This is a genomic window from Nonomuraea sp. NPDC050643, from assembly GCF_040654715.1.
Taxonomy (GTDB): domain Bacteria; phylum Actinomycetota; class Actinomycetes; order Streptosporangiales; family Streptosporangiaceae; genus Nonomuraea.
In genome coordinates, this window is record NZ_JBFAIM010000005.1 from 313,024 (window position 1) to 339,912 (window position 26,889).

General features: G+C 70.5%; 26 protein-coding genes. 12 read left to right on the forward strand and 14 right to left on the reverse strand.

Features of this window, described 5'->3' with window-relative positions; all coding sequences use genetic code 11:
- Positions 1–3 precede the first annotated feature (3 nt).
- The gene (locus AB0I15_RS09230; RefSeq protein WP_358092139.1) at positions 4–747 is read left to right on the forward strand and encodes an N-acetyltransferase; all 744 of its coding nucleotides are present in this window, start codon (positions 4–6) and stop codon (positions 745–747) included.
- A 22-nt stretch (positions 748–769) separates the two neighbouring features.
- Here AB0I15_RS09230 and AB0I15_RS09235 read toward each other — a convergent pair whose 3' ends face one another.
- The 3 genes from AB0I15_RS09235 to AB0I15_RS09245 are packed head-to-tail and all read right to left on the reverse strand — an operon-like array spanning position 770 to position 3,934.
- Entirely contained in the window at positions 770–1,777 is a 1,008-nt protein-coding gene (locus AB0I15_RS09235) for a pyridoxal-phosphate dependent enzyme (RefSeq protein WP_358092141.1), read from the reverse strand.
- 45 nt (positions 1,778–1,822) lie between these two features.
- Positions 1,823–2,404: a TetR/AcrR family transcriptional regulator gene (locus tag AB0I15_RS09240; RefSeq protein ID WP_358092143.1), complete on the reverse strand. Its 582-nt coding sequence runs from the start codon at positions 2,402–2,404 to the stop codon at positions 1,823–1,825.
- 24 nt (positions 2,405–2,428) lie between these two features.
- Complete coding sequence (locus AB0I15_RS09245) at positions 2,429–3,934, reverse strand: succinic semialdehyde dehydrogenase (protein WP_358092145.1); 1,506 nt, start codon at positions 3,932–3,934, stop codon at positions 2,429–2,431.
- A 73-nt stretch (positions 3,935–4,007) separates the two neighbouring features.
- Between AB0I15_RS09245 and AB0I15_RS09250 the strand changes: the two genes are divergently transcribed.
- The 3 genes from AB0I15_RS09250 to AB0I15_RS09260 all read left to right on the forward strand — a co-directional run bounded on the left by AB0I15_RS09250 (position 4,008) and on the right by AB0I15_RS09260 (position 9,669).
- Entirely contained in the window at positions 4,008–6,254 is a 2,247-nt protein-coding gene (locus tag AB0I15_RS09250; protein ID WP_358092147.1) for a WD40 repeat domain-containing serine/threonine protein kinase, read from the forward strand.
- A gap of 31 nt (positions 6,255–6,285) precedes the next feature.
- A complete protein-coding gene (locus AB0I15_RS09255; RefSeq protein ID WP_358092149.1) occupies positions 6,286–8,259 on the forward strand; it encodes a beta-propeller domain-containing protein in 1,974 nt (657 codons plus the stop codon).
- Between the two features lie 153 nt (positions 8,260–8,412).
- Positions 8,413–9,669 carry a S8 family serine peptidase gene (locus tag AB0I15_RS09260; RefSeq protein WP_358092151.1) on the forward strand — a complete coding sequence of 419 codons (1,257 nt, stop codon included), beginning with the start codon at positions 8,413–8,415 and terminating at the stop codon, positions 9,667–9,669.
- A gap of 106 nt (positions 9,670–9,775) precedes the next feature.
- Here the strand turns inward: AB0I15_RS09260 and AB0I15_RS09265 are convergent, their stop codons facing one another.
- Together AB0I15_RS09265 and AB0I15_RS09270 are read right to left on the reverse strand one after the other, a co-directional pair.
- Entirely contained in the window at positions 9,776–11,512 is a 1,737-nt protein-coding gene (locus AB0I15_RS09265) for a glycerol-3-phosphate dehydrogenase/oxidase (protein ID WP_358092153.1), read from the reverse strand.
- A gap of 82 nt (positions 11,513–11,594) precedes the next feature.
- Positions 11,595–12,365 (reverse strand): DeoR/GlpR family DNA-binding transcription regulator, encoded by a 771-nt coding sequence (locus AB0I15_RS09270; protein WP_358092155.1) that lies wholly within the window; start codon positions 12,363–12,365, stop codon positions 11,595–11,597.
- Positions 12,366–12,493: 128 nt separating this feature from the next.
- Here AB0I15_RS09270 and AB0I15_RS09275 point away from each other — a divergent pair, with 128 nt between their 5' ends.
- The 4 genes from AB0I15_RS09275 to AB0I15_RS09290 are packed head-to-tail and all read left to right on the forward strand — an operon-like array spanning position 12,494 to position 16,245.
- Entirely contained in the window at positions 12,494–13,366 is an 873-nt protein-coding gene (locus AB0I15_RS09275; protein ID WP_358092157.1) for an SIS domain-containing protein, read from the forward strand.
- Entirely contained in the window at positions 13,363–14,496 is a 1,134-nt protein-coding gene (nagA, locus tag AB0I15_RS09280; protein WP_358092159.1) for an N-acetylglucosamine-6-phosphate deacetylase, read from the forward strand. Before AB0I15_RS09275 ends, nagA begins: the two co-directional genes overlap by 4 nt.
- On the forward strand, positions 14,496–15,410 hold the full coding sequence (locus AB0I15_RS09285; protein WP_358092160.1) for a 1-phosphofructokinase family hexose kinase: 915 nt from the start codon (positions 14,496–14,498) through the stop codon (positions 15,408–15,410). The genes nagA and AB0I15_RS09285 overlap by 1 nt, the downstream gene beginning before the upstream one ends.
- Positions 15,411–15,420: 10 nt before the next feature.
- Positions 15,421–16,245: a class II fructose-bisphosphate aldolase gene (locus AB0I15_RS09290; protein WP_358092162.1), complete on the forward strand. Its 825-nt coding sequence runs from the start codon at positions 15,421–15,423 to the stop codon at positions 16,243–16,245.
- Here AB0I15_RS09290 and AB0I15_RS09295 read toward each other — a convergent pair.
- Positions 16,235–16,669, reverse strand: coding sequence for a GNAT family N-acetyltransferase (locus AB0I15_RS09295; protein ID WP_358092164.1), 435 nt, complete (start codon positions 16,667–16,669; stop codon positions 16,235–16,237). The genes AB0I15_RS09290 and AB0I15_RS09295 overlap by 11 nt on opposite strands.
- A 142-nt stretch (positions 16,670–16,811) precedes the next feature.
- Positions 16,812–17,384, reverse strand: a complete 573-nt coding sequence (locus tag AB0I15_RS09300; RefSeq protein ID WP_358092166.1) for a TetR family transcriptional regulator — start codon at positions 17,382–17,384, stop codon at positions 16,812–16,814.
- Between the two features lie 72 nt (positions 17,385–17,456).
- Here AB0I15_RS09300 and AB0I15_RS09305 point away from each other — a divergent pair, with 72 nt between their 5' ends.
- Positions 17,457–18,023, forward strand: a complete 567-nt coding sequence (locus AB0I15_RS09305; RefSeq protein ID WP_358092168.1) for a dihydrofolate reductase family protein — start codon at positions 17,457–17,459, stop codon at positions 18,021–18,023.
- Positions 18,024–18,037: 14 nt separating this feature from the next.
- Here AB0I15_RS09305 and AB0I15_RS09310 read toward each other — a convergent pair whose 3' ends face one another.
- The 5 genes from AB0I15_RS09310 to guaB form a co-directional block, all read right to left on the reverse strand.
- Positions 18,038–18,346 carry an SDR family oxidoreductase gene (locus tag AB0I15_RS09310; RefSeq protein ID WP_358092170.1) on the reverse strand — a complete coding sequence of 103 codons (309 nt, stop codon included), beginning with the start codon at positions 18,344–18,346 and terminating at the stop codon, positions 18,038–18,040.
- Positions 18,346–19,533 (reverse strand): RNA polymerase sigma factor, encoded by a 1,188-nt coding sequence (locus AB0I15_RS09315; RefSeq protein ID WP_358092172.1) that lies wholly within the window; start codon positions 19,531–19,533, stop codon positions 18,346–18,348. The genes AB0I15_RS09310 and AB0I15_RS09315 overlap by 1 nt, the downstream gene beginning before the upstream one ends.
- 61 nt (positions 19,534–19,594) lie before the next feature.
- A complete protein-coding gene (locus AB0I15_RS09320) occupies positions 19,595–19,849 on the reverse strand; it encodes a hypothetical protein (protein WP_358092174.1) in 255 nt (84 codons plus the stop codon).
- Positions 19,850–19,912: 63 nt separating this feature from the next.
- Positions 19,913–21,034: a GuaB3 family IMP dehydrogenase-related protein gene (locus AB0I15_RS09325; RefSeq protein ID WP_358092175.1), complete on the reverse strand. Its 1,122-nt coding sequence runs from the start codon at positions 21,032–21,034 to the stop codon at positions 19,913–19,915.
- Positions 21,035–21,040: 6 nt separating this feature from the next.
- The gene (gene guaB, locus AB0I15_RS09330) at positions 21,041–22,522 is read right to left on the reverse strand and encodes an IMP dehydrogenase (protein WP_358092176.1); all 1,482 of its coding nucleotides are present in this window, start codon (positions 22,520–22,522) and stop codon (positions 21,041–21,043) included.
- Positions 22,523–23,112: 590 nt separating this feature from the next.
- Between guaB and AB0I15_RS09335 the strand changes: the two genes are divergently transcribed.
- Together AB0I15_RS09335 and AB0I15_RS09340 are read left to right on the forward strand one after the other, a co-directional pair.
- On the forward strand, positions 23,113–24,102 hold the full coding sequence (locus AB0I15_RS09335; protein ID WP_358092178.1) for a helix-turn-helix transcriptional regulator: 990 nt from the start codon (positions 23,113–23,115) through the stop codon (positions 24,100–24,102).
- Positions 24,103–24,141: 39 nt separating this feature from the next.
- Positions 24,142–24,519 carry a DUF5319 domain-containing protein gene (locus tag AB0I15_RS09340; protein WP_358092180.1) on the forward strand — a complete coding sequence of 126 codons (378 nt, stop codon included), beginning with the start codon at positions 24,142–24,144 and terminating at the stop codon, positions 24,517–24,519.
- Positions 24,520–24,628: 109 nt separating this feature from the next.
- Here AB0I15_RS09340 and AB0I15_RS09345 read toward each other — a convergent pair whose 3' ends face one another.
- Together AB0I15_RS09345 and AB0I15_RS09350 are read right to left on the reverse strand one after the other, a co-directional pair.
- Positions 24,629–25,264: a sigma-70 family RNA polymerase sigma factor gene (locus AB0I15_RS09345; RefSeq protein WP_132334441.1), complete on the reverse strand. Its 636-nt coding sequence runs from the start codon at positions 25,262–25,264 to the stop codon at positions 24,629–24,631.
- A 414-nt stretch (positions 25,265–25,678) separates the two neighbouring features.
- Positions 25,679–26,299, reverse strand: coding sequence for a hypothetical protein (locus AB0I15_RS09350; protein ID WP_358092182.1), 621 nt, complete (start codon positions 26,297–26,299; stop codon positions 25,679–25,681).
- 113 nt (positions 26,300–26,412) lie between these two features.
- On the opposite strand from AB0I15_RS09350, the gene AB0I15_RS09355 reads away from it, so the two are divergent.
- Positions 26,413–26,772 carry a YciI family protein gene (locus AB0I15_RS09355; RefSeq protein WP_358092184.1) on the forward strand — a complete coding sequence of 120 codons (360 nt, stop codon included), beginning with the start codon at positions 26,413–26,415 and terminating at the stop codon, positions 26,770–26,772.
- Positions 26,773–26,889: the final 117 nt, after the last annotated feature.

Below are 26,889 nucleotides of genomic sequence, written 5' to 3' on the forward strand. Positions count from 1 at the left end.
TCCATGGCCCTCAAGATCACCACGCTCGAGGAGCGTCCCGAGTTCGCGTCGTCGCTGTGGGACATGGACCACACGTGGCCGGAGTTCGTGCTGAACGATCCGATCGCGGACCTGTTCTACGCGATCGCCACGACGACCTACGCCGGATACGTGCTCGTGGCCGACGACGACGCCGAGCCCGGCCGGCTGGTGGCGCGGGGGTGCATGATCCCGTACCTGGCCGAAGGGGGCGAACTGCCCGAGGACGGGTGGGACGGGGTGATCAGGTCCGGCTGGCTGGCGCGTACGCGGGGGCTGCCGGCCGACGGCATCTCCGCCCTGGAGATCAGCGTGCGAAGTGACCTGCAGGGCAGGGGCCTGTCCTCCGTGATGCTGGCGGCGATGCGCGAGCGCGCCGCCCGCCTCGGCCACACCGAGCTCGTCGCACCCGTCCGCCCCAACCGCAAGCATCTCGAACCGCGCACCCCCATGACCGAGTACGCCTCCAGGACCCGCCCCGACGGCCTGCCCCACGACGCCTGGCTGCGGGTGCACGTGCGGGCGGGCGGGAAGATCGTCAAGGTGGCGCCGCGGTCCATGGTGGTCGCGGGCACGCTGGACGAGTGGCGCAAGTGGACGGACCTGCCGTTCGACCGTACGGGCGCGGTCGAGGTGCCGGGGGCGCTCACCCCGGTGCACTGCGACGTCGACCAGGACCACGCCGTCTACGTGGAACCGAACGTCTGGGTCAGCCACCCACTGACCTGAACGGCCCGCCCGGGTGCCCGGGTCAGCCGCTCACCGTGCTGAACACCCGCCGCAACCGGTCCGTGAACGGCGTGGGGTCCAGCCTGCGCTCGGCGGCCCAGCCGACGTCGTGGTAGGTCGCCAGGTGCCGGTCGGCCGCGTCGCCGATCAGGGACACCACCGTGCCGGTCTCCCCCTTGGCCCGCATGCGCTCGACCAGCTCCAGCGCCGCCCAGAGCGCCGTGCCCGACGAGCCGCCCACGACCAGCCCGGTGACCTCCCGCAGGTGCCGGGCCGCCGCCACACTGGCCGCGTCGGGCACCGGGACCACCCGATCGACAAGGTCGGGACGGAACCCCGGCTCGACGCGCGGACGCCCGATGCCCTCGATCCGCGACGGCATCCCGGTGGCGTAGTCGGGCGTGTCGAGGGTCCAGCCCGGGAAGTAGGCCGAGTTCTCGGGGTCGGCCACCGCCACCCGGCAGCCCGCTCCCCGCTCCCGGATCCACCGGCCGAGCGTGGCCGAGGTCGCGCCCGTGCCCGCGCCCGTCACCACCCAGTCGGGGCGCACCTGGCCGAACAGCTCCTCCGCCAGGTCGTGCTCGGCCGCCCGCCCGAACTGGTCGAGGAAGTGACCCTCGATCTCGCGCGCCGCGTCGTAGATGGCCAGTGGCGGGGTCACGAACCGGCACTCCCCGCCCAGCGCCTCCACCGGCCGGGCCCGCTGCTCGCCGCGCTCGCCGGGCATGACCACGATGTAGGGCAACCCGAGCCGTTGGGCGTGCCAGGCCTGGGCCACGGCCGCGTTTCCGCCCGTCGCCTCGACCACCGTCGTTCCCTCACCGATCAGCCCGTCGAGGACGCCCTGGCGGAACAGGGCCCTGGCGTGCCGGTGCCGCAGGCTCCCGGTCGGCTGCGCGGACTCGTCCTTCAGCAGCAGCCTGATGCCGGGCATCCGCACCGGGAGATCGATCAGCGGGGTGGGCTCCCCCGCCGCCAGCACGTCGAGGGCCCGCAGGTTCCAGCTCACCCCGCCCACTGTGCCAGGCATCCACGGCGAGCACCTCCCCGTTCGCCACGGGCCGAGCGCCCGGCGTCAGGCCCCGATCCCGGCGAGGACCCGCCACGTGGAGCGGTGGCACAGCGCGCGGAAGGCCGGCTCGTCCATCCCGATCCGCCCGCTCAGGTACTGCTGCACCAGCCCCTGCGCGCAGGACGTGACGACCAGCGCGGTCTCCAGCGGATCGTCCTGCTTCAGCAGCCCGGCCCTCATGCCCTCCTCGACCAGCGCCGACACGACGCTGAACGGCGGTCCCTGCCCGTCACGGAAGTCCTCGGGAAAGCGCCGCGCCCCCGCCCAGGCGTCGGAGATCAGGAACCGGTAGAGGTGCGGGCTCCCCAGCGCGAAGTCGAGGAAGTGGTCGAGCGCCACCGACACCCGCTCCGCCAGCCCGCCGCCGGGCAAGCGCCGGGTCCACGACTCCTCCAGCTCACGCGCGCAGCGGTCCGCGACGGCCCGCAGCAGCGCCTCCCGGTTCGGGAAGTGCCGGTAGATGGCCATGGCCGTGATGCCCACGGCGTCACCGACACGCCGCATGCTGACGGCGCCGGCGCCCTCCTCCACGAGGATGCGCCGCGCGACGTCCACAATGCGCCCGGCCGTGCCCTGATCACTCACGTATACAGCGTATACCGCGGCGGCTCACTTCAGCCTGAGCCGCCGCATCGCCTTCAGCGTGGTGGCCAGCGCCCCGGCCCACTTCTCGTACGGCAGCCCGTTCGGCGGCTCGAACCCCAGCCAGCCCGCCTGCGAGGCCACGGTCTTGGCCTCGGTGTAGCGCAGCAGCCCCTCGGCGCCGTGCCTGCGGCCGAGCCCGGACGCCTTCATGCCGCCCATGGGGGCGTCGTACGAGGCGTAGGCGGAGGCGTACCCCTCGTTGATGTTGACCGTGCCGGCCTTGACCCGGGCGGCCAGCCGGCGGGCGCGTGGCAGGCTGGCGGTCCAGATGGAGGCGTTGAGGCCGTAGATGGTGTCGTTGGCCAGCTCGGCGACCTCCTCGTCGGAGGAGAACGGATAGAGCGCCACCACGGGACCGAACGTCTCGTTGCGGCACAGCTCCATGTCCTCGCCGACGCCGGTGAGCACGGTGGGCTCGTAGAACAGCGGGCCGAGGTCGGGCCTGGCCTTGCCGCCGGTCAGCAGCGTGGCGCCCTTGGCCACGGCGTCGTCCACGTGGGCGCTGACCGCGTCGAGCTGGCGCTGCGAGGTGAGCGAGCCCATCTCCACCGACCAGTCGTGTCCCGCGCCCAGCTTGAGCGCCCTGACCTGCCTGACGAAGCGCTCGGCGAAGGCGTCGAACACGGACGCGTGCACGTAGAGACGCTCGATCGACAGGCAGAGCTGGCCGGCGTTGGTGAAGCAGGCGCGCAGCGCCCCCTGTACGGCCACGTCGAGATCGGCGTCGTCGAGCACCACCATCGGGTTCTTGCCGCCGAGTTCGAGCGAGCAGCCGATGAGCCGCTTGGCCGCCTCCTCGGCGATCTTCCTGCCGCCCCGCGTGGACCCGGTGAACGCCACGTAGTCGGCGTGGTCCAGCAGCGCGTCGCCGATGTCGGCCGGCTCGCCCAGCACGACCTGCCAGATCTCGCGCGGCATGCCCAGCTCGGCGAGCAGGTCGATCGTCCACAGCGTGGACATGGCGGTCTGCGTGTCCGGCTTGTGCACGATCGCGTTCCCGGCCAGCAGCGCGGGGACCGCGTCGGTGACGCCGAGCGAGAGCGGATAGTTCCACGGGGAGATCAGCGCGACCACGCCCTTGGGCTGGCGCAGTTCGGTCACGCGGGTGGCGCCGGGGAAGATGCCCTTGCGGGCGCGCGGGGCGAGCAGGCGGGCGGCGCGGCGGGCGTAGTAGAGACTGCAGCCGGCGACGTCGAGCACCTCCTCGAAGGCGTGCTTGCGGGCCTTGCCGGTCTCGTTCTGGACGATGTCGAGGATCTCGTCGCGGCGGTCGAGGATCGCGTCGTGCAGCGACACGAACGGCCTGGCGCGCGCCGCGGCGGATCTGCCCGCCCAGTCGAGCTGGGCGGCCCGGGCCTTCTCGTATGCCGTCCGTACGTCGTCGGCATCCGAAATGGGCAGCTCAGCGAGGGTTTCGCCGGTAAAGGGGGCGATGATGTGCCGTGTCCTACCACTGGACGTCACGTGCATGGCAGAAGGATATTCCGCCCGGCTACCGGCCGGTAGTTTTTGCGGAAGCGCGGCAAAGGGCCAGAATCCCTACATGGCATCGTTCGCTCCGCTACGACCCGGCGATCCCCAACGGCTGGGAGGCCTGGATCTCCTCGGCCGGCTCGGCGAGGGCGGTCAGGGCGTCGTCTACCTCGCCAAAGACTCCGCCGGCGCCCAGGTGGCCGTCAAGTGGCTGCGGCCCGACCTGTCGGGTGACCAGGTGAGCGTGGAGCGGTTCCTGCGCGAGGTCCAGGTGGCCCAGCAGGTGGCGCCGTTCTGCACGGCCACCGTCCTCGGCACGGGGCTCGAACTGGACCGGCCGTACATCGTCAGTGAGTTCATCGAGGGGCCCTCCTTACATCGGGTGGTGCAGGAAGAGGGGCCGCGCACCGGATCCGTGCTGCACCGGCTGGCCATCGGCACCGCCACCGCCTTGGCCGCCATCCACCAGGCCGGGATCGTGCACCGCGACTTCAAGCCGGCCAACGTGATCATCGGCGCCGACGGGCCCCGGGTGATCGACTTCGGCATCGCGCGTGCGCTGAACGCCACCTCGACGATCAGCAGCATGGTCGTGGGGACTCCTTCGTACATGCCGCCCGAGCAGATCATGGGGCACACCGTCGGGCCGGCCGCCGACATGTTCTCGTGGGCCAGCGCGATGGTCTTCGCCGCCTCGGGACGGGCGCCGTTCGGCAGCGACACGATGCCCGCGGTGATCAACAGGGTGCTCAACCAGCAGCCCGACCTGGGCGCGCTCGCCGAGGGGCCGCTGCGCGAGGTCGTGGTCGCGTGCCTGGCCAAGGACCCGGCGCAGCGGCCCACGGCCGAGCAGGTGATCATGCGGCTGCTGCAGCACTCGGCGCCGAACTCCGGCGGCATGCTCGCGCAGGCCGCCGCGGAGGCGGGCCCGATGCCACCCTTCGCACCTCCCACGGGCTCACCGGGCCCGCACACGGGACCACCTTCAGGGCCGCACTCACACCCGCACTCAGGCCCGCCGTCGGGGCCGCCGTCGGGGCCGCCGTTCGGGCCGGCCTCGGGCCCCGTCCCCTACGCGCACCCCACCGCGCACAGCGGCCCGATGGGCCCCGCTCAGCACGGCCACCCCGGCCCGCCCCAGCCTCACCCTCAGGGCCACTGGCAGCAGCAGCCCTACAGCTCGGCCACCTACACCCGCCCGTCGGCCAGGAACGGCAGGGGCCCGCTGATCGCCGGCATCACGATCGCGGTCGCGCTGCTGCTGCTCGCCCTGGTGGTCGTGATCGTCCAGATCGACAAGGCGTCCTTGGCCGGCCCTTCGAACTCCCCGACCCCGGGGGAGACGAGGAACACCAAGCGGCCCAGCCAGTCCCCGACCACGGCCCAGGCGACCGTGCCGCCCACCGGAACCAAGACCTCGCTCCCCGGCGCCACGATCTCCCTGTACGAGAACCCGGCCGACGCGATCGTCCTGACCTCCTACGAGATCTACAACAAGAAGGGGGACGACTGGATCGACTACGCCCGAGGCTCCCTGAACGGCACGTTCACCAAATACGCCGCCAACTGGGAGTCGCTGGTCTCCCCCGACGGCCGCTACATGGCGAGCAGGGGCAGGAGCTACAGCTCCGACGACTACGACTTCATCGTCATCACCGACCGCCAGAACAGCGGCAGCCGCTCCACGATCAAGACCGTCAAGAAGCCGCTGATCAGCAGCATCAGGGGCTGGTCGAAGGACGGCTCGAGGATCCTGCTGAACATCGAGAAGAAGAGCGGCGACAACTGGACCTACCTCGGCTTCGTCATCGTCGACCGGGCCACGGAGCGGGCCACCAGGGTCGACGTCGCCGACACCTCCATCCGCGAGACGGCCTTCGGCTTCGACGGCGACGACACGGGCGCGGTCAACGTCTACGGCGACGAGAAGAACCGCGGCCTGCGCTTCTTCGACGCCGAGGGCGAGGCCACGCACTCCGCGGAGCGCATCGGCACGCTGTCGGCCGGCACGCAGGACATCTTCTCGCCCTCCGGCAAGACGTTCGTCACCAACTGCCCCGGCGGCGGCGACAGCGACCACTGCATCTGGGACACCACCACGGGCGAGCGCGTCCGGAAGTTCGAGTCCGACTGCGACAAGGTGCTCGGCTTCTACGACGAGACCCACCTCTACTGCTGGGAGCAGGACAACAGCAGCACGACCGACGACATCCAGGTGATCGATTTCGGCGGCAGACTGCTGCGCAAGATGCTGGAAGTGCCGAACGACATCGATTTCAGCCCCGTTTTCACCATCAACCCGAACAGGGGCTCCTGAACCATCTCGCCCGGAAAGCCGTGATGAGGGCATGAAGACGCTGATCCGCACGGCCGTGACCGCCGCGGCACTCGCGACGGTCACAGCCGCCTGCACCTCATCGACGGGAGGGACTCCGGACCCCCAGCCGCCGCCGAAGACGAGTCTCGGCGCCATTCGCCTGGTGTCCTACACCAGCTGCGAGGACGCGCTGGCCGGCCTGCGCGAGCGCGCCGCCGAGAACGTCTCCGCGTACGGCCTCGGCAACGCCATGCCCATCGCCTACATGGAGGACGCCTCGGCGAACGTCCCCCAGGCCAAGGGCAGGGCGGCCCAGACCCCCGAGCACTCCACGACCAACGTGCACGAGGCCGGCGTGGACGAGCCCGACCTGGTCAAGACCGACGGCAACCGGGTGTTCACGGTCGCGGACGGAACCCTGCGGATCATCGACACCGCCACCAGGAAGATCATCTCCTCGCTCGATCTCATCGAGAAGGACGGCCCCCGCATGCCGGCCGACCTGCTGATCTCGGGGGACCGCGCGCTGGTGCTGATGCGCGGCGGCGACATCATGTACAAGGCGCGCTCGTTCGTCCCGCAGGGCGACACCCGTTATGTCCTGGTCGACCTGTCGGGCAAGCCCAAGATCCTGAGCACGATCAAGCCCCAGGGCTCGTACGTGGACGCCAGGATGATCGGCTCCACGGTCAGGCTCGTCACCCGCAGCCAGCCCGAGATCGAGTTCCCCCAGCCCACGGGCGAGTTCAACGAGGCCGAGCAGCGCAAGGCCAACCAGGCCGCGGTCCGGAAGGCCCCCGTGGACGCCTGGCTCCCCAAGATCGAGATCACCGACGCGTCGGGGACGGTCAAGAAGGACTCGGTCAAGTGCGAGCGGGTCAGCCACCCCGCCGACTACAGCGGCACCTCGATGCTGACCGTGCACACCATCGACCTGGCGCAGGGCGTCACGGCCGCGGGCACCGACCCGATCAGCCTGGCCGCCGACGGCGACACCGTCTACGGCACCGGCCAGAGCCTGTACGTCGCCAGCAACCCCCGCTGGTGGTTCCCGGCCCCCATCGTGGACACCCCGGTCGCCCCTGCCGAGGACCCCACCCCGGGTGAGCCCCCGGTGTCCCCGTCCCCGACACCCACCCCGACACCCACCCCGACACCCACCGTGCCGCCCGAGGAGACGGAGGTTCACCGGTTCGACATCGCCTCGCCCGGCCCGCCCGCGTACGTGGCCTCGGGCAAGGTCCCCGGCCGGCTGCTGAACCAGTACTCCCTGTCGGAGTACGACGGCCACCTCCGCATCGCCACCACGCTCACCTCCTCCGACGGCAAGAACAGTTCGAGCGCCGTCTACGTCCTCAAGGCCGACACCCTGGCCAAGACGGGCGAGGTCGGCGGGCTGGGCGAGGGCGAGCGCATCTACTCGGTGCGCTTCATCGGCGCGGTCGGCTACTGCGTCACGTTCAAGCAGGTGGACCCGCTCTACACGCTCGACCTGCGGGACCCGGCGGCCCCGAAGGTGACGGGCGAGCTGAAGATCACCGGCTACTCGGCGTACCTGCACCCGGGCGGCGAGGGGCGGCTGATCGGCATCGGCCAGGAGGCCAGCGAGAAGGGCAGGACGCTGGGCACGCAGGTGTCGCTGTTCGACGTCAGCGACCCGGCCGCGCCGCGCAGGCTGTCGCAGCTCTTCCAGAAGGACTCGGGCTCGGGGGCCGAGTGGGATCCGCACGCGTTCCTGTACTGGCCCAAGACCGGCCTGTCGGTGATCCCGCTGACCTCGCGGACCGAGTCGGGCGCGCTCGTGCTGAAGATCGACGACGCGGGCGTGAGCAAGGTCGGCATGATCAAGCATCCGACGAAGAAGCAGGAAGGCGAGTTCTCGTACGAGCCCGGCATCGAGCGCTCGATGATGATCGGTGACGCCGTCTGGACGCTCTCCTACGAGGGCTTCCAGGTCAACGACGCCGCCACGCTCGCCTCACAGGCGTGGATCCCCTTCCGTTAGGCAAGCAAAGGGTGCCGATTCATAGCGAATCGGCACCCTTTTTATGGACTTATCCGGACAAATGATGAAAGCTTTACTAACACTGTCATGTCGGATCGGGCCGAAAGTGTCAGATCACGAACGGCCCCGGTCCCTCTATCCGGAAAGGCCGCCATGCGATCACGCACCCCCCTGCTCGCATCGCTCGTCACCGCACTGGCGCTGTTATCGGCGCCGCTCCCCGCCGCGGCCCAGGAGGCCGCCGCCCCCGACGGGACGTACATCGTCCAGCTCAAGCCCACGCTCGGCAAGGCGCCCCGCTCCGCCGCCCAGGACCAGGTGGCCCAGCTCGGTGGCGAGCTCATCGGCGTCTACGAGCACGCCTTCAAGGGCTACACCGCCCGGCTGAGCGAAAGCGCCGCCGAACAGCTCAGGCAGAACCCGAACGTGCTCACCGTGGAGGCCGACGCCGAGGTGCACGCGTTCGTCCAGACCGTCCCCACCGGCGTACGACGGATCTTCGGCCCCAGCAACCCCAACCTGGACATCGACAGCACCGACGACGTGCGCATCAACGTGGACGTCGCCGTCGTCGACACCGGCGTGGACCAGACCCACCCCGACCTGAACGTGGTCGCGCGCGCCAACTGCCTGACCGGAGTCTGCGTGAACAACTCCGGCACCGACGACAACGGCCACGGCTCGCACGTCGCGGGCACCGTCGGCGCCATCGACAACACGATCGGCCCGGTGGGCGTCGCGCCCGGCGCCCGCATCCACGGCGTCAAGGTCCTCAACGCGGCCGGCTCCGGCACCCTGGCCGGCATCGCGGCCGGCATCAACTGGGTGGTGGCCCGCGCCTCCACCATCGAGGTCATCAACCTGAGCCTGGGCTGCAACGGCTGCTCCAGCAGCGCGATCAGCACCGCGATCACGAACGCGGTCAACGCCGGCATCGTCGTGGTCGTGGCGGCGGGCAACAGCCACGCGAACACCTCCTCGTTCTTCCCCGCCAACCACCCGGACGTGGTCACCGTCTCCGCGCTGACCGACAACGACGGTTTGGCCGGCGGCACCGGGGGCAGCACGCTCTCGTGCCGCAGCGAAACCGACCTGGACGACACCTCGGCGTTCTACTCCAACTTCGGCGCGACCGTGGAGATCACGGCGCCGGGCACCTGCATCTACTCGACCTGGCGGGGCGGCGCCTACAGCACGATCAGCGGCACCTCGATGGCCAGCCCGCACGTGGCGGGCGCGGCGGGCATCCTCACCTCCGGCACCAACAAGCCGACGACCAGGGCGGGCTCGCTGGCCGTACGCACCGCGCTGATCTCGACCGGCAACTCCAACTGGACCGACGACTCGGGTGACGGCGTCAAGGAGCCGCTGCTCGACGTGCACGACGCGACGCGCTATCCCCCGTCGTGAGTCGTTGACCTGAGAACCACCCTGGAATGGGCGGTCCGCGGACCCCGCAGCGCCGCGGGCCGCCCCCTCCTCAGCCCCCGGCCGGCACCCCGCCTCGACGGTTCGCTCACGTGTGCTCCGGCACGACGACGGGGACGATCTCGGGCGCGCCCAGCCTGATCGCGTCGGCCTCCTGGTCGGAGTCCTGCTCCTGGGAGCGGCGTTCGGCCTCGACCCGCTTGGTGTAGTATTCCACCTCGCGTTTGACCTGCTCACCGTCCCAGTCGAGCGGTCCGGCCATCAGCTCAGCGGCCTCCTGCGCCACGGCCAGCCCGCGGTGGAAGGTCTCGATGGAGATGCGCGTACGCCGGGTCAGCACGTCGTTGAGATGCCGCGCCCCCTCGTGGGTGGCGGCGTAGACGACCTCGGCCCGCAGATAGTCGTCGGCCCCGCTCAACGGCCGCCCCAGCGACGGGTCGCCCTCGATCAGCTCCAGCACCTCGTCGATGAGCGAGCCGTAGCGCTGCAGCAGGTGCTCGATCCTGGCCACGTGCAGCCCGGAGCTCTGCGCGAGGCGGTGCCTGGAGTTCCACAGCGCCTGGTAGCCCTCGGCCCCCACCAGCGGGACGCGGTCAGTGCACGAGCGCGGCACCCGCTGGTCGAGCCCGTGGGCCACGGCGTTGACCGCGTCCTCGGCCATGACCCGGTAGGTCGTGTATTTTCCGCCGGCGATCATCACCAGGCCCGGCACGGGGTGCGCCACCACGTGCTCCCTGGACAGCTTGGAGGTCTCCTCGGACTCGCCGTACAGCAGCGGCCGCAGCCCCGCGTACACGCCTTCGACGTCGTCGCGGGTCAGGGGCACCGACAGCACGGCGTTGACGTGGTCGAGCAGGTAGTCGATGTCCACGCGGGAGGCGGCCGGGTGGCCCTTGTCGAGCGTCCACTCCGTGTCGGTGGTGCCGACGATCCAGTGGCGGCCCCAGGGGATCACGAACAGCACCGACTTCTCGGTGCGCAGGATGATCCCGGTCCTGGACTGGATCCGGTCGCGCGGCACCACGAGATGGATGCCCTTGGAGGCGCGTACGTGGATCTGGCCCCGCCCGCCGACCAGCTCCTGGATGTCGTCGGTCCAGACCCCGGTGGCGTTGACCACCTGCCGGGCGCGTACTTCCAGCTCGTCGCCGCTCTCCAGGTCGCGCACGCGCACGCCGGTGACCCGCTCGCCCTCCCGCAGGAATCCCACCACCTGCGCCCTGGGCGCGATGTGCGCGCCGTAGGTGGCCGCGGTGCGCAGGATCGTCATGACGTAGCGGGCGTCGTCGACCTGGGCGTCCCAGTATTGGACGGCGCCGGTGAACGCGGTCTTCTTCAGCGCCGGGGCCAGCCGCAGCGCGCGGGCCCTGGACAGGTGCCGGTGCCCGGGCACCCCGCGGTTGACGCCGGTCGCGAAGCCCAGCGTGTCGTAGAGGGCCACGCCCGCGCCGACGTAGGGCCGCTCCCACCCGTAGTGGGTCAGCGGGAACAGGAACGGCACCGGCCTGACCAGGTGCGGCGCGATCCGCTGGAGCAGCAGTGCCCGCTCGCGCAGCGCCTCGCGTACCAGCTCGAAGTTGAGCTGCTCCAGGTAGCGCAGGCCACCGTGGATCAGTTTGGACGAGCGTGAGGACGTGCCCGAGGCGAAGTCCCTGGCCTCGACCAGGCCGACGGCGAGCCCGCGGGTCACGGCGTCGAGCGCGATGCCCGCACCCACCACACCCCCGCCGACCACGACGACGTCGAGCTCCTGCTCGGCCATGCGCTCCAGCGCCTCGGCCCGCTCCGCGGGCCCGAGCCGGGCCGCGCCCCTTCCCGACGTCATAACTCCCCCTGAGACGGCATTGTCACCTGCGTTCCATACCTACCCGCGCAAGCCTCGCCCTGTAACGCCCGCTCTGTCCCCGTCAGGCGCGTACGACCTTGACGCCCGCGTCGGTGAGCTGCCCCGCGAGCGCGTCGGAGAGCTGGGCGTCGGTCACGAGCGTGTCGATCTGGTTGAGCGGGCAGATGCGGGAGAAGGCCCGCTTGCCCACCTTCGATGAGTCGGCCACCACCACGACCTGCGCGGCCCGGCTGATCAGCAGGTGGTTGACGCCGGCCTCGCCCTCGTTGTGGGCCGAGGCGCCCAGCTCGACGTCGAGCGCGTCGACCCCGAGGAAGGCCACGTCCAGCGTCACCTGCTCCAGCACGCCGTTGGCCAGCGGCCCGATCAGCTCGTACGACTGCTGCCTGGCCACCCCGCCCGTCACCACGATCTTGACGTGCTGGCGGACGGTGAGCTCGGCGGCGATGTTGAGCGCGTTCGTCACGATCGTGAAACCGCTCTCCAGCGTGGAGAGCGTGGCCAGGGTGCGCGCGAGCTCGGAGGTCGTGGTGCCGCCGTTGAGGCCGACCACGGCGCCGGGCGTCACCAGCTCGGCCGCCGCGGCCGCGATGCGGTGTTTCTCGTCGGCGTGCCTGGCGGTCTTGTAGCGCAGCGGCAGGTCGTAGCTCACGCTCTGGGCCACCGCGCCGCCGCGCGTGCGCATGAGCATCTGCTGCTGCGCGAGCTGATCGAAATCCCGCCGGATGGTCGCGGTGGACACGTCGAGCGCCTGAGCGGCCTCCTCCACAGACAGCCTGCCCTCCTGGGCGAGCAGCTCGAGGATGGCGTTCCAGCGGTCGTAGCGGGACACGAATGCCTCCCAAGGGATGAGGTCAGACGCAAGCGTGGCACAACCTGGGACGCCAGGGCCACCGGTGTTCAGAGCTGCACTTTGCTGATATAAAAACAGCAGAAACAATCAATTTGGGGAGGCAAGTGGTGACCACCCACACCGAGGCCGAGATCGCGTCGCAGCCGTCGTGCTGGCGGCGCGCCGTCGCCGACGTGCCCGCCGACGCCCTGCCGCGCGAGGGCGAGCGGGTGGCCGTCGTCGGCTGCGGCACGTCGTGGTTCGTCGCGATGGCGTACGCGGTCCTGCGCGAGCAGGCCGGGCACGGGGAGACCGACGCGTTCGCCGCCTCCGAGTTCCCCTCCGGCCGCCGCTACGACCGCGTGCTGGCCCTGTCGCGCTCCGGCACCACGACCGAGGTCCTCGAGCTGCTGGGGAAGACGTCGCTGAAGAGCACGGCCATCACCGCCGACCCCGACACACCGATCATGACGGCCGCCGACGAGGTCATCGTGCTCGACTACGCCGACGAGCGCTCGGTCGTGCAGACCAGGTTCGCCACCACGCAGCTCGCCATGCTCCGCGCCGCCCTGGGCGAGGACCTGACCCAGGCGATCGCCGACGCCGAGCAGGCCGTGGCCGCGCCGCTGCCCGCCGAGCTGGTCGAGGCCGAGCAGTTCAGCTTCCTCGGCGCCGGCTGGTCGGTCGGCCTGGCCCAGGAGGCCGCGCTCAAGATGCGCGAGGCGTCCCGGTCGTGGACGGAGGCGTACCCGGCGATGGAATACCGGCACGGCCCGATCAGCATCGCCGCCCCTGGGCGCGTGACGTGGATGCTCGGCGCCGCGCCCGAGGGGCTGCGCGCGCAGGTCGAGGAGACCGGCGGCACGTTTTTCGAGACCGGGCTCGACCCGATGGCCGAGCTGATCCGCGCCCAGCGCGTGGCCGTCGCCCGGGCCTTCGCCCGCGGACTCGACCCTGACGAGCCCATGCACCTCACGCGATCTGTGATCCTTTCTTCATGAGCCTTACTCTTGCCGACGCCAGGATCGTGACCCCCGAAGGAGTTCACGAGGGGTGGCTGACCATTGAAGACGGCCGCATCACGCATGTCGGCCACGGATCCGCCCCAGGTCCGGGCCTCAGCGTGGGCGGGCGGCACGTCGTGCCCGGCTTCGTGGACATCCACAACCACGGCGGCGCCGGCGGGTCCTTCCCCACAGGTGAGCAGGACAAGGCGCGCGACGCCGTGGCGCTGCACCGCCGCCACGGCACCACGACGACCGTGGCGAGCCTGGTCACCGACTCGATCGAGGGGCTGACCAGGGCGGCGTCGGCGCTGGCCGAGCTGTGCGACGAGGGACTGCTGGCGGGCATCCATTTCGAAGGCCCCTACATCGCCAGGGCCCGCTGTGGCGCGCACGACCCGTCGCTGCTGCGCGAGCCGTCGCCGCAGGAGTTCGCGGGGCTGGTCAAGGCCGGGCGCGGGCACGTTCGCATGGTGACGATCGCGGCCGAGCTGCCGGGGGCGCTCGACACGATCAGGATGGCCGTGGCCGAGGGCGTGATCGCGGCCATCGGGCACAGCGACGCCGACTACGAGCAGACGATCGAGGGCATCGAGGCGGGCGCGACCGTGGCCACGCACCTCTACAACGCGATGCCGCCGCTCGGGCACCGCGCCCCCGGGCCGGTGGCGGCGCTGCTCGACGACGAGCGCGTGACGGTCGAGCTGGTCAACGACGGCGTGCACGTGCATCCGGCCATGCTGCGGCTGGCGTACGAGGTGGCGGGCCCCGGCAGGACCGTGCTGATCACCGACGCGATGTCGGCCGCCGGCCTCGGCGACGGCGACTACCTGCTGGGCTCCATGCGCGTACGGGTCGACGGCGGCGTGGCCCGGCTGGTCGAGGGCGGCTCGATCGCGGGCTCCACGCTCACCATGGACGAGGCGTTCCGGCGCGGCGTCCAGGAGGTGGGCATGTCCCTGCCGGACGCGGTGCAGGTGGCCTCGCTGACCCCGGCGCGGGTGCTGGGCCTGGCCGGCCGGATCGGCTCGATCGCCGTCGGCAAGGCGGCCGACCTGGTGGTGCTCTCCGATTCCCTGGAGGTCGACGGCGTGCTGAAGGACGGCGTCTGGATCACGGAGCCCTGATGATCCTCACGGTGACGCTCAACCTCGCTCTCGATGTGACCTACCAGGTGCCCGGCGTCGACTGGGACGGCGTCAACCGGGTCAGCGCGGTGCACAGGCGCGCGGGTGGGAAGGGCGTCAACGTGGCCAGGGTGCTGGCGGCGCTCGGCCACGACGTGCTGGTCACGGGCCTGGCCGGCGGGCCCACCGGGCAGGCCGTGCAGGACGACCTGCGCGCGGCGGGCCTGCGCCACACGCTGTCGCCCGTCGCCGCCGACTCCCGCACCACGCTCACGGTCGTCGACACGCCCGGGGCCGCCGGGCGGACGGCGCTGTTCAACGAGCCCGGCCCCGAGGTCACGCCCGACGAGCTCCGGAATTTCGTGACCACCTATGAGGCGCTGCTGGCGACGGCGAAGGCGGTGGTCATCTCGGGCAGCCTGCCGCGCGGCGTCCCCGCCGACACCTACGCCACCCTGGCCGCCGTCGCGGCGGCCCAGGGCGTGCCGGCCATCGTCGACGCCGACGGCGAGCCGCTGCGCCATGCCCCCAAGGGCCGCCCCTCGGTCGTCAAGCCCAACGCCGAAGAGCTGGCCAGGGCCGTGCCCGGCGGCACCCCGGCCGAGGGCGCGCAGGAGCTGCGCGCGCAGGGCGCCGAGGCCGTGGTGGTGTCCATGGGCGCCGACGGGCTGCTGGCCGTCACCGGTGAGGGCACGTTCAGGGCGCGGATGCCGTACACCGTGCGGGGCAACCCGACCGGGGCGGGCGACTCGCTGGTGGCCGGGCTGGCGCTCGGGCTGGTCGAGTCGGCGCCGTGGCCCGACCGGCTCAGGCGGGCCGCGGCCCTGGGCGCCGCCGCCGTGGCCACGCCCGTGGCCGGGGAGTTCGACCCAGACGTCTACGCCGACATCCACCCTCAGATCGTCATCACGTAAGGAGCACCCCATGCCCCTCGCCACCATCGGCGACATCGTCCGCCAGTCGCCCGCAGGGGTGGGCGCGTTCAACGTGATCCAGCTCGAGCACGCCACCGCCATCGTGACCGGCGCCGAGGCCGTGAACCTGCCGGTCGTGCTGCAGATCAGCGAAAACTGCGTGCGCTACCACGGCTCGCTCGAGCCCATCGCGCTGGCCGCCCTCTCCGTGGCCAGGCAGGCCGCGGTGCCGGTCGCCGTCCATCTCGACCACGCCACCGACCGGGCGCTCGTCGAGGAGGCGGTGACGCTGGGCCTGGGCTCGGTCATGTACGACGCCTCCGCCCTGCCCGACGAGGACAACGTCGCCGGCACGGCCGAGGTGGCGGCCTGGTGCCACGAGCGCGGCGTGTGGGTGGAGGCCGAGCTGGGCGAGGTCGGGGGCAAGGACGGCGTACACGCGCCGGGAGCCCGTACCAAGCCGCACGAGGCGGTGGACTACGTGGCGCGGACCGGCGTGGACGCCCTGGCCGTGGCCGTGGGCACCTCGCACGCCATGACGACCAAGGACGCGGTGCTGGACCTGGAGCTGATCGCCGAGCTGCGGGCGGCCGTGCCGGTGCCGCTGGTGCTGCACGGCTCGTCGGGGGTGCCCGACGACGTGCTGCGCGAGGCCGTACGGCAGGGCATGAAGAAGATCAACATCGCGACCCACCTGAACAAGGCGTTCACCGGCGCCGTGCGCGACTATCTGGGCCACGACCAGCGTGTCGTTGACCCGCGCAAATACGTCAAGGCGGGCAGGGACGCGGTGACGCGGGAGGTCACGCACCTGCTCGGCGTGCTCACGGGCTGAGCCGCTTGCGCATCAGCACCGCCGCGCGGCCCTCGATGCCCTCGCGGCCGGTCTCGACATAGCCGAGTGACTCGTACAGGGCGATGTTGGCGGCCATCTTGACGTTGGTGTAGAGGCGCAGCGCGGGCAGTCCCAGCCGGCGCGCCTCCTCCTCCGCGTACGCCATCAGCGCCCGCCCGATGCCCTTGCCGTGCAGGCCGGGGCGTACGGCGACGTTCTCCACCAGCAGGACGCCGTCCTCGGGGACGAGCACGATGATCCCTTCGAGTCCGTCGGTGACGTGCACCCGGCCCGCGGCGATCAGCGCGGCGTAGTCGGCCTCCATCGGCAGCGGCCGCATGCCGATGACCTCGATCCACGGCTCGTAGGCGTCGTGGACCAGCCGCTCCACGGCCTCCCTGTCGCCCGCTCCCGCCAATCTCATGCCGTGCCCCCGCCGCCCGCTGCCACCGATGTCACGCGCTCAATGGTGCCAGGAGCCGTTCGGCCTGTCGCTCGAAGGCGCCGGGCCGCGCATCCCGCGCTGCCAGGGACGCGGTGAGGCGGTCTCCAGCACGCGCCGCAGGTCAGGGCACCAACCGCTCGACGGCGCTGGCCACCAGCCTGTGGACCTCCTCTTCCCCGAAGACGTCGGGCAGCGTGAGCCGCTCGACGACCAGCCAGTTCATGGCCAGGTAGAGCAGCACCACGGCGGTGGCGTCGCCGGGCATGCCCGACTCGAGGTGATGGCGGATGTTGGCGTCCACGTCGCCCCGGATGTGCTCGGTCAGCACGGCCCGCAGGTCCGGCCGTCTGGTCGCCTCCAGCCGTAGCTCCAGCAGGGCCAGATAGCCGGACCTGAACGACGAGACCCGCTCCACCACCTCCCGCATGAGCTCGGTCACCCGGTCACGGTCGCGCGGCCCCGTCAGGCTGTCGGCGATCGTGGCGGCGTCGGGCTGCAGCCGCTCGTAGATCCGCCCGCCGGCCTGGGTGAACAGCTCGTCGCGACTGGCGAAGTAGTTGGAGGCGGTGCCGATGGGCACCTCCGCCTGCGCGTCCACGGCCCTGAACGTCAGCCCGCGGGCTCCCTCCCTGGCCAGCACCTCGATCGCGGCATCGACCAGCGCCGCCCGTCTGGCGACATTCTGCCTGACCACCTTGACACCACTCCATTTGTAGTACTACGGTCAAATCACTTCAAACATAGTACTTCAAATGGAGTTGATTGTATGCGAAAGCTCGTTTACTACGTCGCCACCTCGATCGACGGCTACATCGCGGGCCCCGGCGGAGAGGTCGACTTCTACCCGGTGGCCGATGACATGGCGGCCCACCTGAACAACGAACACCCCGAAACCATCCCCACCCCCGTCCGCGAGCGGATCGGCTTCGACGCGCCCAACAAGCGCTTCGACACCGTCGTCATGGGCCGCGGCACCTACGAGCCCGGCCTGGCCGAGGGCTACACCAGTCCGTACGCCCACCTGAGGCAGTACGTGGTCTCCGGCACCATCAAGAGCATCGACGACCCGGCCGTGGAACTGGTCGCCGGCGACCCCCTCGAGCTCGCGCGCCGCCTCAAGCAGGAGGACGGCATGGACATCTACCTGTGCGGCGGCGGCAACCTGGCCGCCCAGCTCCTGCCCGAGATCGACGAGCTGATCATCAAGTGCTACCCGGTGGTGGCGGGCGCGGGCATCCCGGCCTTCCACGGCGTGTTCTCCCCCACCACGTTCACGCTGACCGGCAGCCGCACCTTCAGCAACGGCACCATCGTGCTCACCTACAGCCGTTAGCCATCAGGATGTGATCACCACGGCACGGGCCGGCCGTCGCGGAAGAACCCGCCGGTGGGCCCGCCGTCGGGCAGGTTCGCCGCCCACAGCACGCTCCGGGCCCCGTCGGCCACCGGCCGCCCGCCGGGCCCGCCCATGTCGGTCGCCACCCAGCCGGGGCAGACCGCGTTGACCAGGATGCCCTCCCCGCGCAGCTCGGCGGCCAGCATCTTCGTCAGCGCGTTCAGCACCACGAGATCACCGGCCAGCGCCATTCGCCTGGCCACCTCACGCCCGATGCTCCGGTTGGCCCCGGTGACCACGCAGACGCGCCGCTCCGCCATCACATCCTCCTCCGCAGGAACTCCCGCTCCACCTCGTTGCCCGACCGTGCGATCGCCGCCTCGTACGCCGGCCCGGCCTCGTCCGTCCGCCCCAGCCGCCGCAGCAGATCCGCCCGTACGGCATGGAACAGGTAGTAGCCGCCCACCTCCAGCTCGTCCACCAGCCGCAGCGCCACCGCCGGTCCCTCCACCTCGGCCACGGCCACCGCCCGGTTCAGCGCCACCACCGGGCTCGGGTCGAACGTCAGCAGCAGGTCGTAGAGCTGCACGATCTGCCGCCAGTCTGTCTCCCCGGCGCTCGGGGCGTCGCTGTGCACGGCGTTGATGGCCGCCTGCACCTGGTACGGCCCCGGCTGATCGCGCCGCAGGCACCACTTCACCAGGCTCTGCCCCTCCTCGATCAGCCCGCGGTCCCACCGGCCGCGATCCTGCTCGGCCAGCGGCACGAGCCCGTCCTCCGCCGTACGGGCCGCGCGCCGCGACTCGATGAGCACCATCAGCGCCAGCAACCCCATGACCTCGGCCTCGTCCGGCATGAGCGCGGCCAGCAGCCGCCCGAGCCTGATGGCCTCGGCGCACAGGTCCTCCCGGACGAGCCGGTCGCCGGAGCCGGCCGTGTACCCCTCGTTGAAGATCAGGTAGACCACCGCCAGCACGGCCCGCAGCCGGCCCGGCAGATCGGCCTCCCTCGGCACCCGGTACGGGATCCGCGCGGCCCGGATCTTGTTCTTGGCCCTGACCAGCCGCTGCGCCATGGTCGCCTCGGGCACCAGGAACGCGCGGGCGATCTCCGGGGTCGTGAGCCCGCCCAGCAACCGCAGTGTGAGCGCCACCTGCGCGTGCGTGGCCAGCGCCGGATGGCAGCAGGTGAAGATCAGCCGGAGCCGGTCGTCACGCACGGGCCCCTCCTCCAGCGGTTCGCCGGGGGCGTACAGGAGCGCGGCCTGCGCGTGCTTGTCGCTGCGCGCCGACTCCCTGCGCAGGCGGTCGATGGCCCGGTTGCGGGCGGTGGTGATGATCCAGCCCGCCGGGCTCGGCGGCGGCCCCGACTCCGGCCACTGGCGCACCGCGACGGCGAAGGCCTCCTGCACGGCCTCCTCGGCGAGGTCGATGTCGCCGAAGACGCGTACGAGCACGGCGACCGCCCGGCCGTACTCTTCACGGAACACCTGCTCGACATCCGGCATACCGCCTCACCGTAGTCCCCGCCTGTCACCCCCTACACGAACGCCGGACGTCCACATCGACCTACTCGCCTGCTCTGATCTGCCGCTCCATGGCCTCCACCGCGTTCTTGGCGTGGAGCAGCGAGGCCCCGGTGACCCTGCGGTAGATCTTGATGGCCATGATGGTCTTCCCGTTGCGCAGCTCCTGGTAGAACTGCGGCGGCAGAGCCGACCCCTCGGGAATGGAGTCGATGATCCTGGGGTCGATGCCGAGGTGACGCTGCAGGTAGGCGACCTGCTTCTCAAGCCGGGCGATCCTGTCCTCAAGGGATTCCATGCCAGAAACCCTATGCTTTCGACATGCTTTCGGCCGCCGCGAACGGCGGCCGAAAGAGCGGCTTCAGCGCTGGATCGGCGCGACGACGACCTCGACGCGCTGGAACTCCTTGATGTCGGAGTAGCCGGTCGAGGCCATGGTCCGCTTCAGCGCGCCCATGAGGTTCATCGAACCGTCGGCCACGCTCGACGGCCCGTGCAGGATCTGCTCCAGCGTCCCGACCGTCCCGAACTCGACCCGCCGCCCACGCGGCAGATCGGGGTGGTGCGCCTCGGAGCCCCAGTGGAACCCGTGACCGGGCGCCTCGGCCGCGCGGGCCAGCGGCGAGCCCACCATCACGGCGTCGGCCCCGCAGGCGATCGCCTTGGCGATGTCGCCGGAGGTGCCCATGCCACCGTCGGCGATCACGTGCACGTAGCGCCCGCCGGACTCGTCCATGTAGTCGCGCCGCGCCGCCGCCACGTCGGAGATCGCGGTGGCCATCGGCACCGCCACACCCAGCACGTTGCGCGTGGTGTGCGAGGCGCCGCCGCCGAAGCCCACCAGCACGCCGGCCGCGCCGGTGCGCATCAGGTGCAGGGCCGCGGTGTAGGTGGCGCAGCCGCCCACGATGACCGGCACGTCGAGCTCGTAGATGAACTGCTTGAGGTTGAGCGGCTCGGCCCGGCCCGACACGTGCTCGGCCGAGACGGTCGTGCCGCGGATGACGAAGATGTCCACGCCCGCGTCGATCACGGCCTTGTGGTATTGGACCGTGCGCTGCGGCGACAGCCGGACGGCGGTGGTCACGCCGGAGGCCCGGATCTCCTCGATCCGCCGGCCGATCAGCTCTTCCTTGATCGGCGCCGCGTAGATCTCCTGGAGCCGCTTGGTGGCGGCCTCGGAGTCGAGGACGGCACACTCCTCCAGCAGCGGCAGCGGGTCTTCGTAGCGCGTCCAGATCCCCTCGAGGTCGAGCGGGGCCAGGCCGCCGAGCCGGCCGATCTCGATGGCGGTGGCCGGCGAGACCACGCTGTCCATGGGAGCGACGACCACGGGCAACTCGAACCGGTAGGCGTCGATCTGCCAGGCGATCGAGACCTCCTCCGGGTCACGGGTGCGCCGCGAAGGCACCAGGCCGATCTCGTCCAGCGAGTATGCTCGCCGCCCGGCCTTGCCCCGGCCGATCTCCACCTGCTGAGTCATCAACACTTACCTTCTGTGATAGTTCGGAGCTTCCACGGTCATCTGGATGTCGTGGGGGTGGCTCTCCTTGAGGCCCGCTGCCGTGATCGGCATGAGCTCGCAGTCGGTGTGCATCTGGGGGATCGTGCGGCAGCCGGCGTACCACATGCCCTGGCGCAGACCGCCGATGAGCTGGTGCGCGACGGCCGCGACCGGGCCTCGGTAGGGCACCTGGCCCTCGATGCCCTCGGGGATGTACTTGTCCTCGCCGCCGACGTCCGCCTGGGCGTAGCGGTCCTTGCTGAAGGAGGTGCCGCCGCGCTCGCGGTTGCGTACGGCGCCCAGCGACCCCATGCCCCGGTAGGACTTGAACTGCTTGCCGTTGATGAAGATCAGCTCACCGGGCGACTCCTCGCACCCGGCGAGCAGCGAGCCCAGCATGACCGCGTCCGCGCCGGCGGCGATCGCCTTGACGATGTCGCCGGAGTATTGCAGCCCGCCGTCGCCGATCACCGGCACACCGGCGGGGCCGCACGCCTTCGACGCCTCGTGGATGGCCGTGACCTGCGGCGCACCGACCCCGGCCACCACCCGGGTGGTGCAGATGGAGCCCGGGCCCACACCCACCTTGACCGCGTCGGCGCCCGCGTCGACCAGCATCTGGGCGCCGGCCCTGGTCGCGATGTTGCCGCCGATGACCTCGACCTTGCTGTTGGCCTTGACCTTGGCGATCATGTCGGCCAGCCCCTTGGAGTGACCGTGGGCCACGTCCACCACCAGGACGTCGACCCCGGCCTCGATCAGGGCCTTGGCCCGCACCTCCGCGTCGCCGCCGACGCCCACGGCCGCCCCGACGACGAGCCGACCACCGGCGTCCTTCGTGGACAGCGGATATTGCTCGCTCTTGGTGAAGTCCTTGACCGTGATCAGGCCGCTCAGCCGGCCCTCGCCGTCGACGAGCGGCAGTTTCTCGATCTTGTTCTGCCTGAGCAGGGCGAAGGCGTCGTCACGTGAGACCCCCACCGGCGCGGTGACCAGCGGCATCTTGGTCATGACCTCGCGCACGGGCCGCGAGTGGTCGGTCTCGAAGCGCATGTCGCGGTTCGTCACGATGCCGACCAGCGTGCCGGACATATCGGTCACGGGCACCCCGGAGATCCGGTACGTGGCGCACAACCGCTCCACGTCGGCCAGCGTGTCGTCGGGGCTGCAGGTGACGGGATTGGTGACCATGCCGGCCTCGGACCGCTTGACCAGATCCACCTGCTGGGCCTGCTCCTCGACCGACAGATTGCGGTGCAGGATGCCGATGCCGCCCTGCCGCGCCATGGCGACCGCCATGCGGGCCTCGGTCACGGTGTCCATGGCCGCGGAGATCAGCGGGATGGACAGGGTGATGCCCCGGGACAGGCGCGAGCGGGTGTCGGCCTCCCCTGGTTGCAGGTCTGAATATCCCGGCACCAGCAGCACATCGTCGAAGGTCAAACCCATCTCGGTGAACTTGGACATGCTGCGGCCCCCTCCTGCCGTTGCGCTGATTCAGCTAAGTCTAGGGCCTGTCTCCAAAACACCGTCTGACGGCCTCACTCCGTGAGACGCGCGGCCGGTGCTCGGTGAGACGCCTGGCCGGTGCTTTCGCGAGACGGGGAACCGATACCCCGCGAGACGAAGCCTGGAACCCCAAGCCTGGAATTCCGGGCCGCAGGGCCTGGCCGGCCACCCACTGATGCCGGGAGCACGATGACCCCCACGGTCCGTCGTACTCCCGGCATCGAAAAGTGCCGGGGGATGGGACGGTCGGTGATCCGTCCCATCCCCCGGCCACCGGCATCCGGGCACGGCGGCGCTACACGCCACCGAACCCCCCTCCGCGTCCTGATGGCCGGGCAACCGCGCCCTTTGGTGGATGCCGACGCTAGGTAAAGCCTGCGTTACTCAACGGCACATCGCAATGTGAAAACGTGCAATTGCACGAAGTTGCACGCCGGCCCCAAGAAGTCGGCGCAACGAAGGGACACACGCGTTATGCGGGGTTATCCTCGCGTCACGCCCGTGTCCCCCCGACGGAGCTGCACATAATGCGCAACGAGCCCCGAACCGTGTCCGATCCCTTCGAGACGCTGGGCCTCGACCGTGCCCAAACGGCGCTCTACTCGGCCGTCCTGCGCCTGCACAGCGCCTCCCGCTCCGACCTGGCGCAGGCGATGGACGATCCCGTCGACAAAGTTGGCCGCCAGCTCGACGACCTCGTCAAGCTGGGAGTCATAGACGAACAGTCCGGGCAATACCTGGCCAGGCACCCCGCCGCGGCGCTCGGCCGGCTCATCGCCGAACGCCTCGACCGGCTGGCCGAGGAGAGCCGCATGATCGACTCGGCGCTCGGCTCCATTCGCGGCCTGATCCGCGACTACGACGCCGGCCGCGACTACCGCAGCGGCCCTTTCACGGTGGAGAAGGCGAGCGGGGCGGACGTCCTGTACGAAAGCGTGCTCGGCATAGCCGTGCAATCGCCGCCCATGGAATTACTGACCGCCGTTCCGGATGAACGCACCATGACTGACTTTGCCCGGAAATTTGCGGATCCATGGATTGACGCGCAAAAACGAAACCTTCTCACCGTTCAGGCAATCGTCCCGGTCTCCACCCTCGTCCTGCCCGGCGTCCGCGACCACCTCACCCAGCTTCTCGAAACGGGCGGCAAAGTACGCACCCTCGACCGGGTGCCGAGCTGGTTCATGACCGCGGGCCCCGACGTGGCGGGCCTGCCCGCGTACTGGGGCGGCAACCTGCCCGACCACGCGTACAACTTCTACCTGGTGCGCACCTCCGTCGTCGTGGGCGTGCTCAGGTCGCTCTTCGACGAGCTGTGGGCCAGGGCCATGCCCCTTCCGTGGGGCCGCAGGGGCGACGGCATGATCCAGGTGTTGCGCCTGGCCGCGCAGGGAATGTGCGACGACTCGATCGCCCGCCAGCTCGGCGTGTCCGTACGCACCGTCCGCGCCAGATTCGCCGACGCCATGACCGAGTTGGGCGCTCAATCCCGCTTCCATGCAGGTGTGGAGGCCGCCAGGCGTGGATGGCTGAGGTAATCCCCACCGCTGAGGCCGCTTCGGTCATATGGTGGGAAGGTGCTGGAAGACGTCCCCCGCGATCCGTTCGCGGACGACCCTAACGACCCTTCCTCTGCGATGGGCGCGCTCGACGACGCCGAGCCGCTCACGGCCGCCGAACGCGACGAGGCCATCACCGACCTCGCCGACGTCGAGGTCTTTCGCTCCCTGCTCGAACCGCAGGGCGTGCTGGGGCTCGTGCTCGACTGCCCGGAATGTGGCGAGCAGCACTTCTTCGACTGGGAGCTGCTGCGCGGCAACCTGCGACAGATGATCGAGAAAGGTCAGCCGCAGGTGCACGAGCCGGCCTTCCACCCCGACCCGGCAGACTACGTCAGCTGGGACTACGCCAGAGGCTACGTCGACGGCGTCATCGACACGGAGGAGCGCCGCTGACCGACATCATCGAGCAACGCGGCCAGCAACCGCACGGCCGGGTCGCCTGACCCGGACGTCTCTCCACGACCGAGCGCATCGAGCAGCGCGTCGGTCTCGTCCTCTGGCGTCAAGCGGACTCCAGCTCCGCCATCTGCCGCAACCTGGCCAGCGCTCGATGCTGTGCGACGCGGACCGCACCCGGTGACATACCGAGTACATTACCGGTCTCCTCGGCCGACAGGCCCGACACCACCCGCAACAGCAGCAACTCGCGCTGATTCTCGGGCAGCCTGGCCAGCAACCTCCGTGCGTGCTCCACCTCGATGTAGCGGACGACCGTCTCCTCGGGCCCGGGCCCGTCGTCCGGCCCGTCCGGCAGATCCTGAGTCGGTACGGCCGACCGCACCGAACTGCGTAGCGCGTCGGCCACCTTGTGCGAGGCGATCCCGAACACGAAGGAGGCGAAGGGCCGCCCCATGTCCCGGTATCGCGGCAGCGCGGACAACACCGCGATGCACACCTCCTGGGCTACGTCATCGGCAATGTGATATTGCCCTGAAACCCTGCCCAGCCTGGCACGGCAATACCGCACCACCATCGGACGCAACTCCCCGAGCAGAGATTCGATCGCACTGCGATCTCCCTGCACGGCGAGGCTCGTCAGTTCCCTAAGGTCGGAGTCATCCGTCCGTGCCGGAAGTCTCGACGCGAGCCTTACCCCAATTTTGGCGTCGGCGACGCTTCCCTCGCTCACGATAGGCATGATGCCCGCACTGATCCGGCCTGTCGTCATAGCGAACGGCTACGGATTGGTCACATTGAAGCGACGATAACCAGCAGTAATCAAATGACCACACTAAGCCTTATCTGCTGACATAATGTTTCATCCCATAACCCGGAATGCACGACAATTGTCAGACCCTAGACGCTTATCCCCCACACCCGGTTTACTCCAATATTCCACCTTTTCCCCCACTTCCCCCCATCCCACCCCGAAACCGAGCACCGAAGCCGCCACCTCCTCGGCCCGCGCCACCCTCGCCGATCGCCTCCAGGCACACACACCTCCGACCACTACAACCCCTGGATGTGCATCGACCACGGCACCACGGGTTTCCGGGTCGTGGAGAGCCGAGGGCGGGCAGTGGTCTCCGGCACCACCGCGCGCGGCCTCCGGTCACGAATCCGGGGAGCCGACTGAGCCCGCAGGCCCGTCCTCGCTCGCGTCGAGCAGCTCCAAGTACCCCTGCACGGCCTCCCACAGGTGATGCTCCGGATAGCGGCCGATCCCGCGATGCTCCCGCCGCCACCGCCGGTCCCAGTACGCCCCGTGCACCGCGCGCAGATGCTCCAGCGCCGTCCGCAGCTCCCCGGCGACCTCGGCCGGCTCCTCCCCTGCCTCCATCCCGCGCACCAGGTCGAAGCGCCGCCCGGCGAGCGCGTCGAGCACGGCCTGGTCGGGCCCGTCCAGCGACCAGAACCGCACCGGGTCGTGGATGACGTGGTTCGCCACGGGGTCCTGCCGGGAGCGCCACCAGTAGGCCACGCCGCCCTTGCCGAGCTCCAGGAAGTCCACCAGCCACGCGGTGCCGGGCGGCTGGGAGCCCCAGGACACCTCCTCGGGCGGCAGGTTGAGCACGAAGACGACTTCGATCGCCTCGACCGGATCGGCCCCCGCCGTCAGGTCGCCGAACACGTACGCCGCGCGCAGGAACGGCTGGTCCGCCGGCACCCGCCTGGTCTGGTCACACGCCGCGGCCAGCATCCGCAGCCGCTCCACCGCCCGCCCGTACCGCATCCGACCAGCCTAGGTCAGCTCCCGATGTCTAATCTTGGCGGGAGCTGTCGAATTCGCGCCGGCCGTCCGACGTAAGGGTGGAGGACGAACCGCCACCCGAAAGGAAGCATCCGATGGCCCAGTACGCGATCCTGCTCTTCGCCCCGGCCCCCGCCGACGCCGACGACCTGACCGAGGAGGAGCGCCAGGCGCACGGCCGGCACGGCGAGGACGTCGAGGCGCTCGGCGGCACCATGCTCACGGCGTTCGCGCTGCGGCCCAGCACCACGGCCACCACGATCCGCGGCGACGTCATCACGGACGGCCCCTTCCTCGACGCCAAGGAGGTCATCGCCGGCTTCTACGTGATCGAGGCCCCCGACCTCGACGCCGCACTGGAGATCGGCAGGCGCAACCCCATCACACGGCAGGGCGGCGGCGTCGAAGTGCGCCCGGTCGCCAGTGGCTTCGCCGGGGCGCCCGTCGAGGGATGAGTAGCCCTGTGTCAAGCCACCGCCGGTTGATCTTGTTTGAGGAGGGCCTGGAGGGCTCCGTGTTTGGCCGGGTCGTAGGCGAGGCCGTCCTGCCAGCAGTGCCAGATCACATACAGC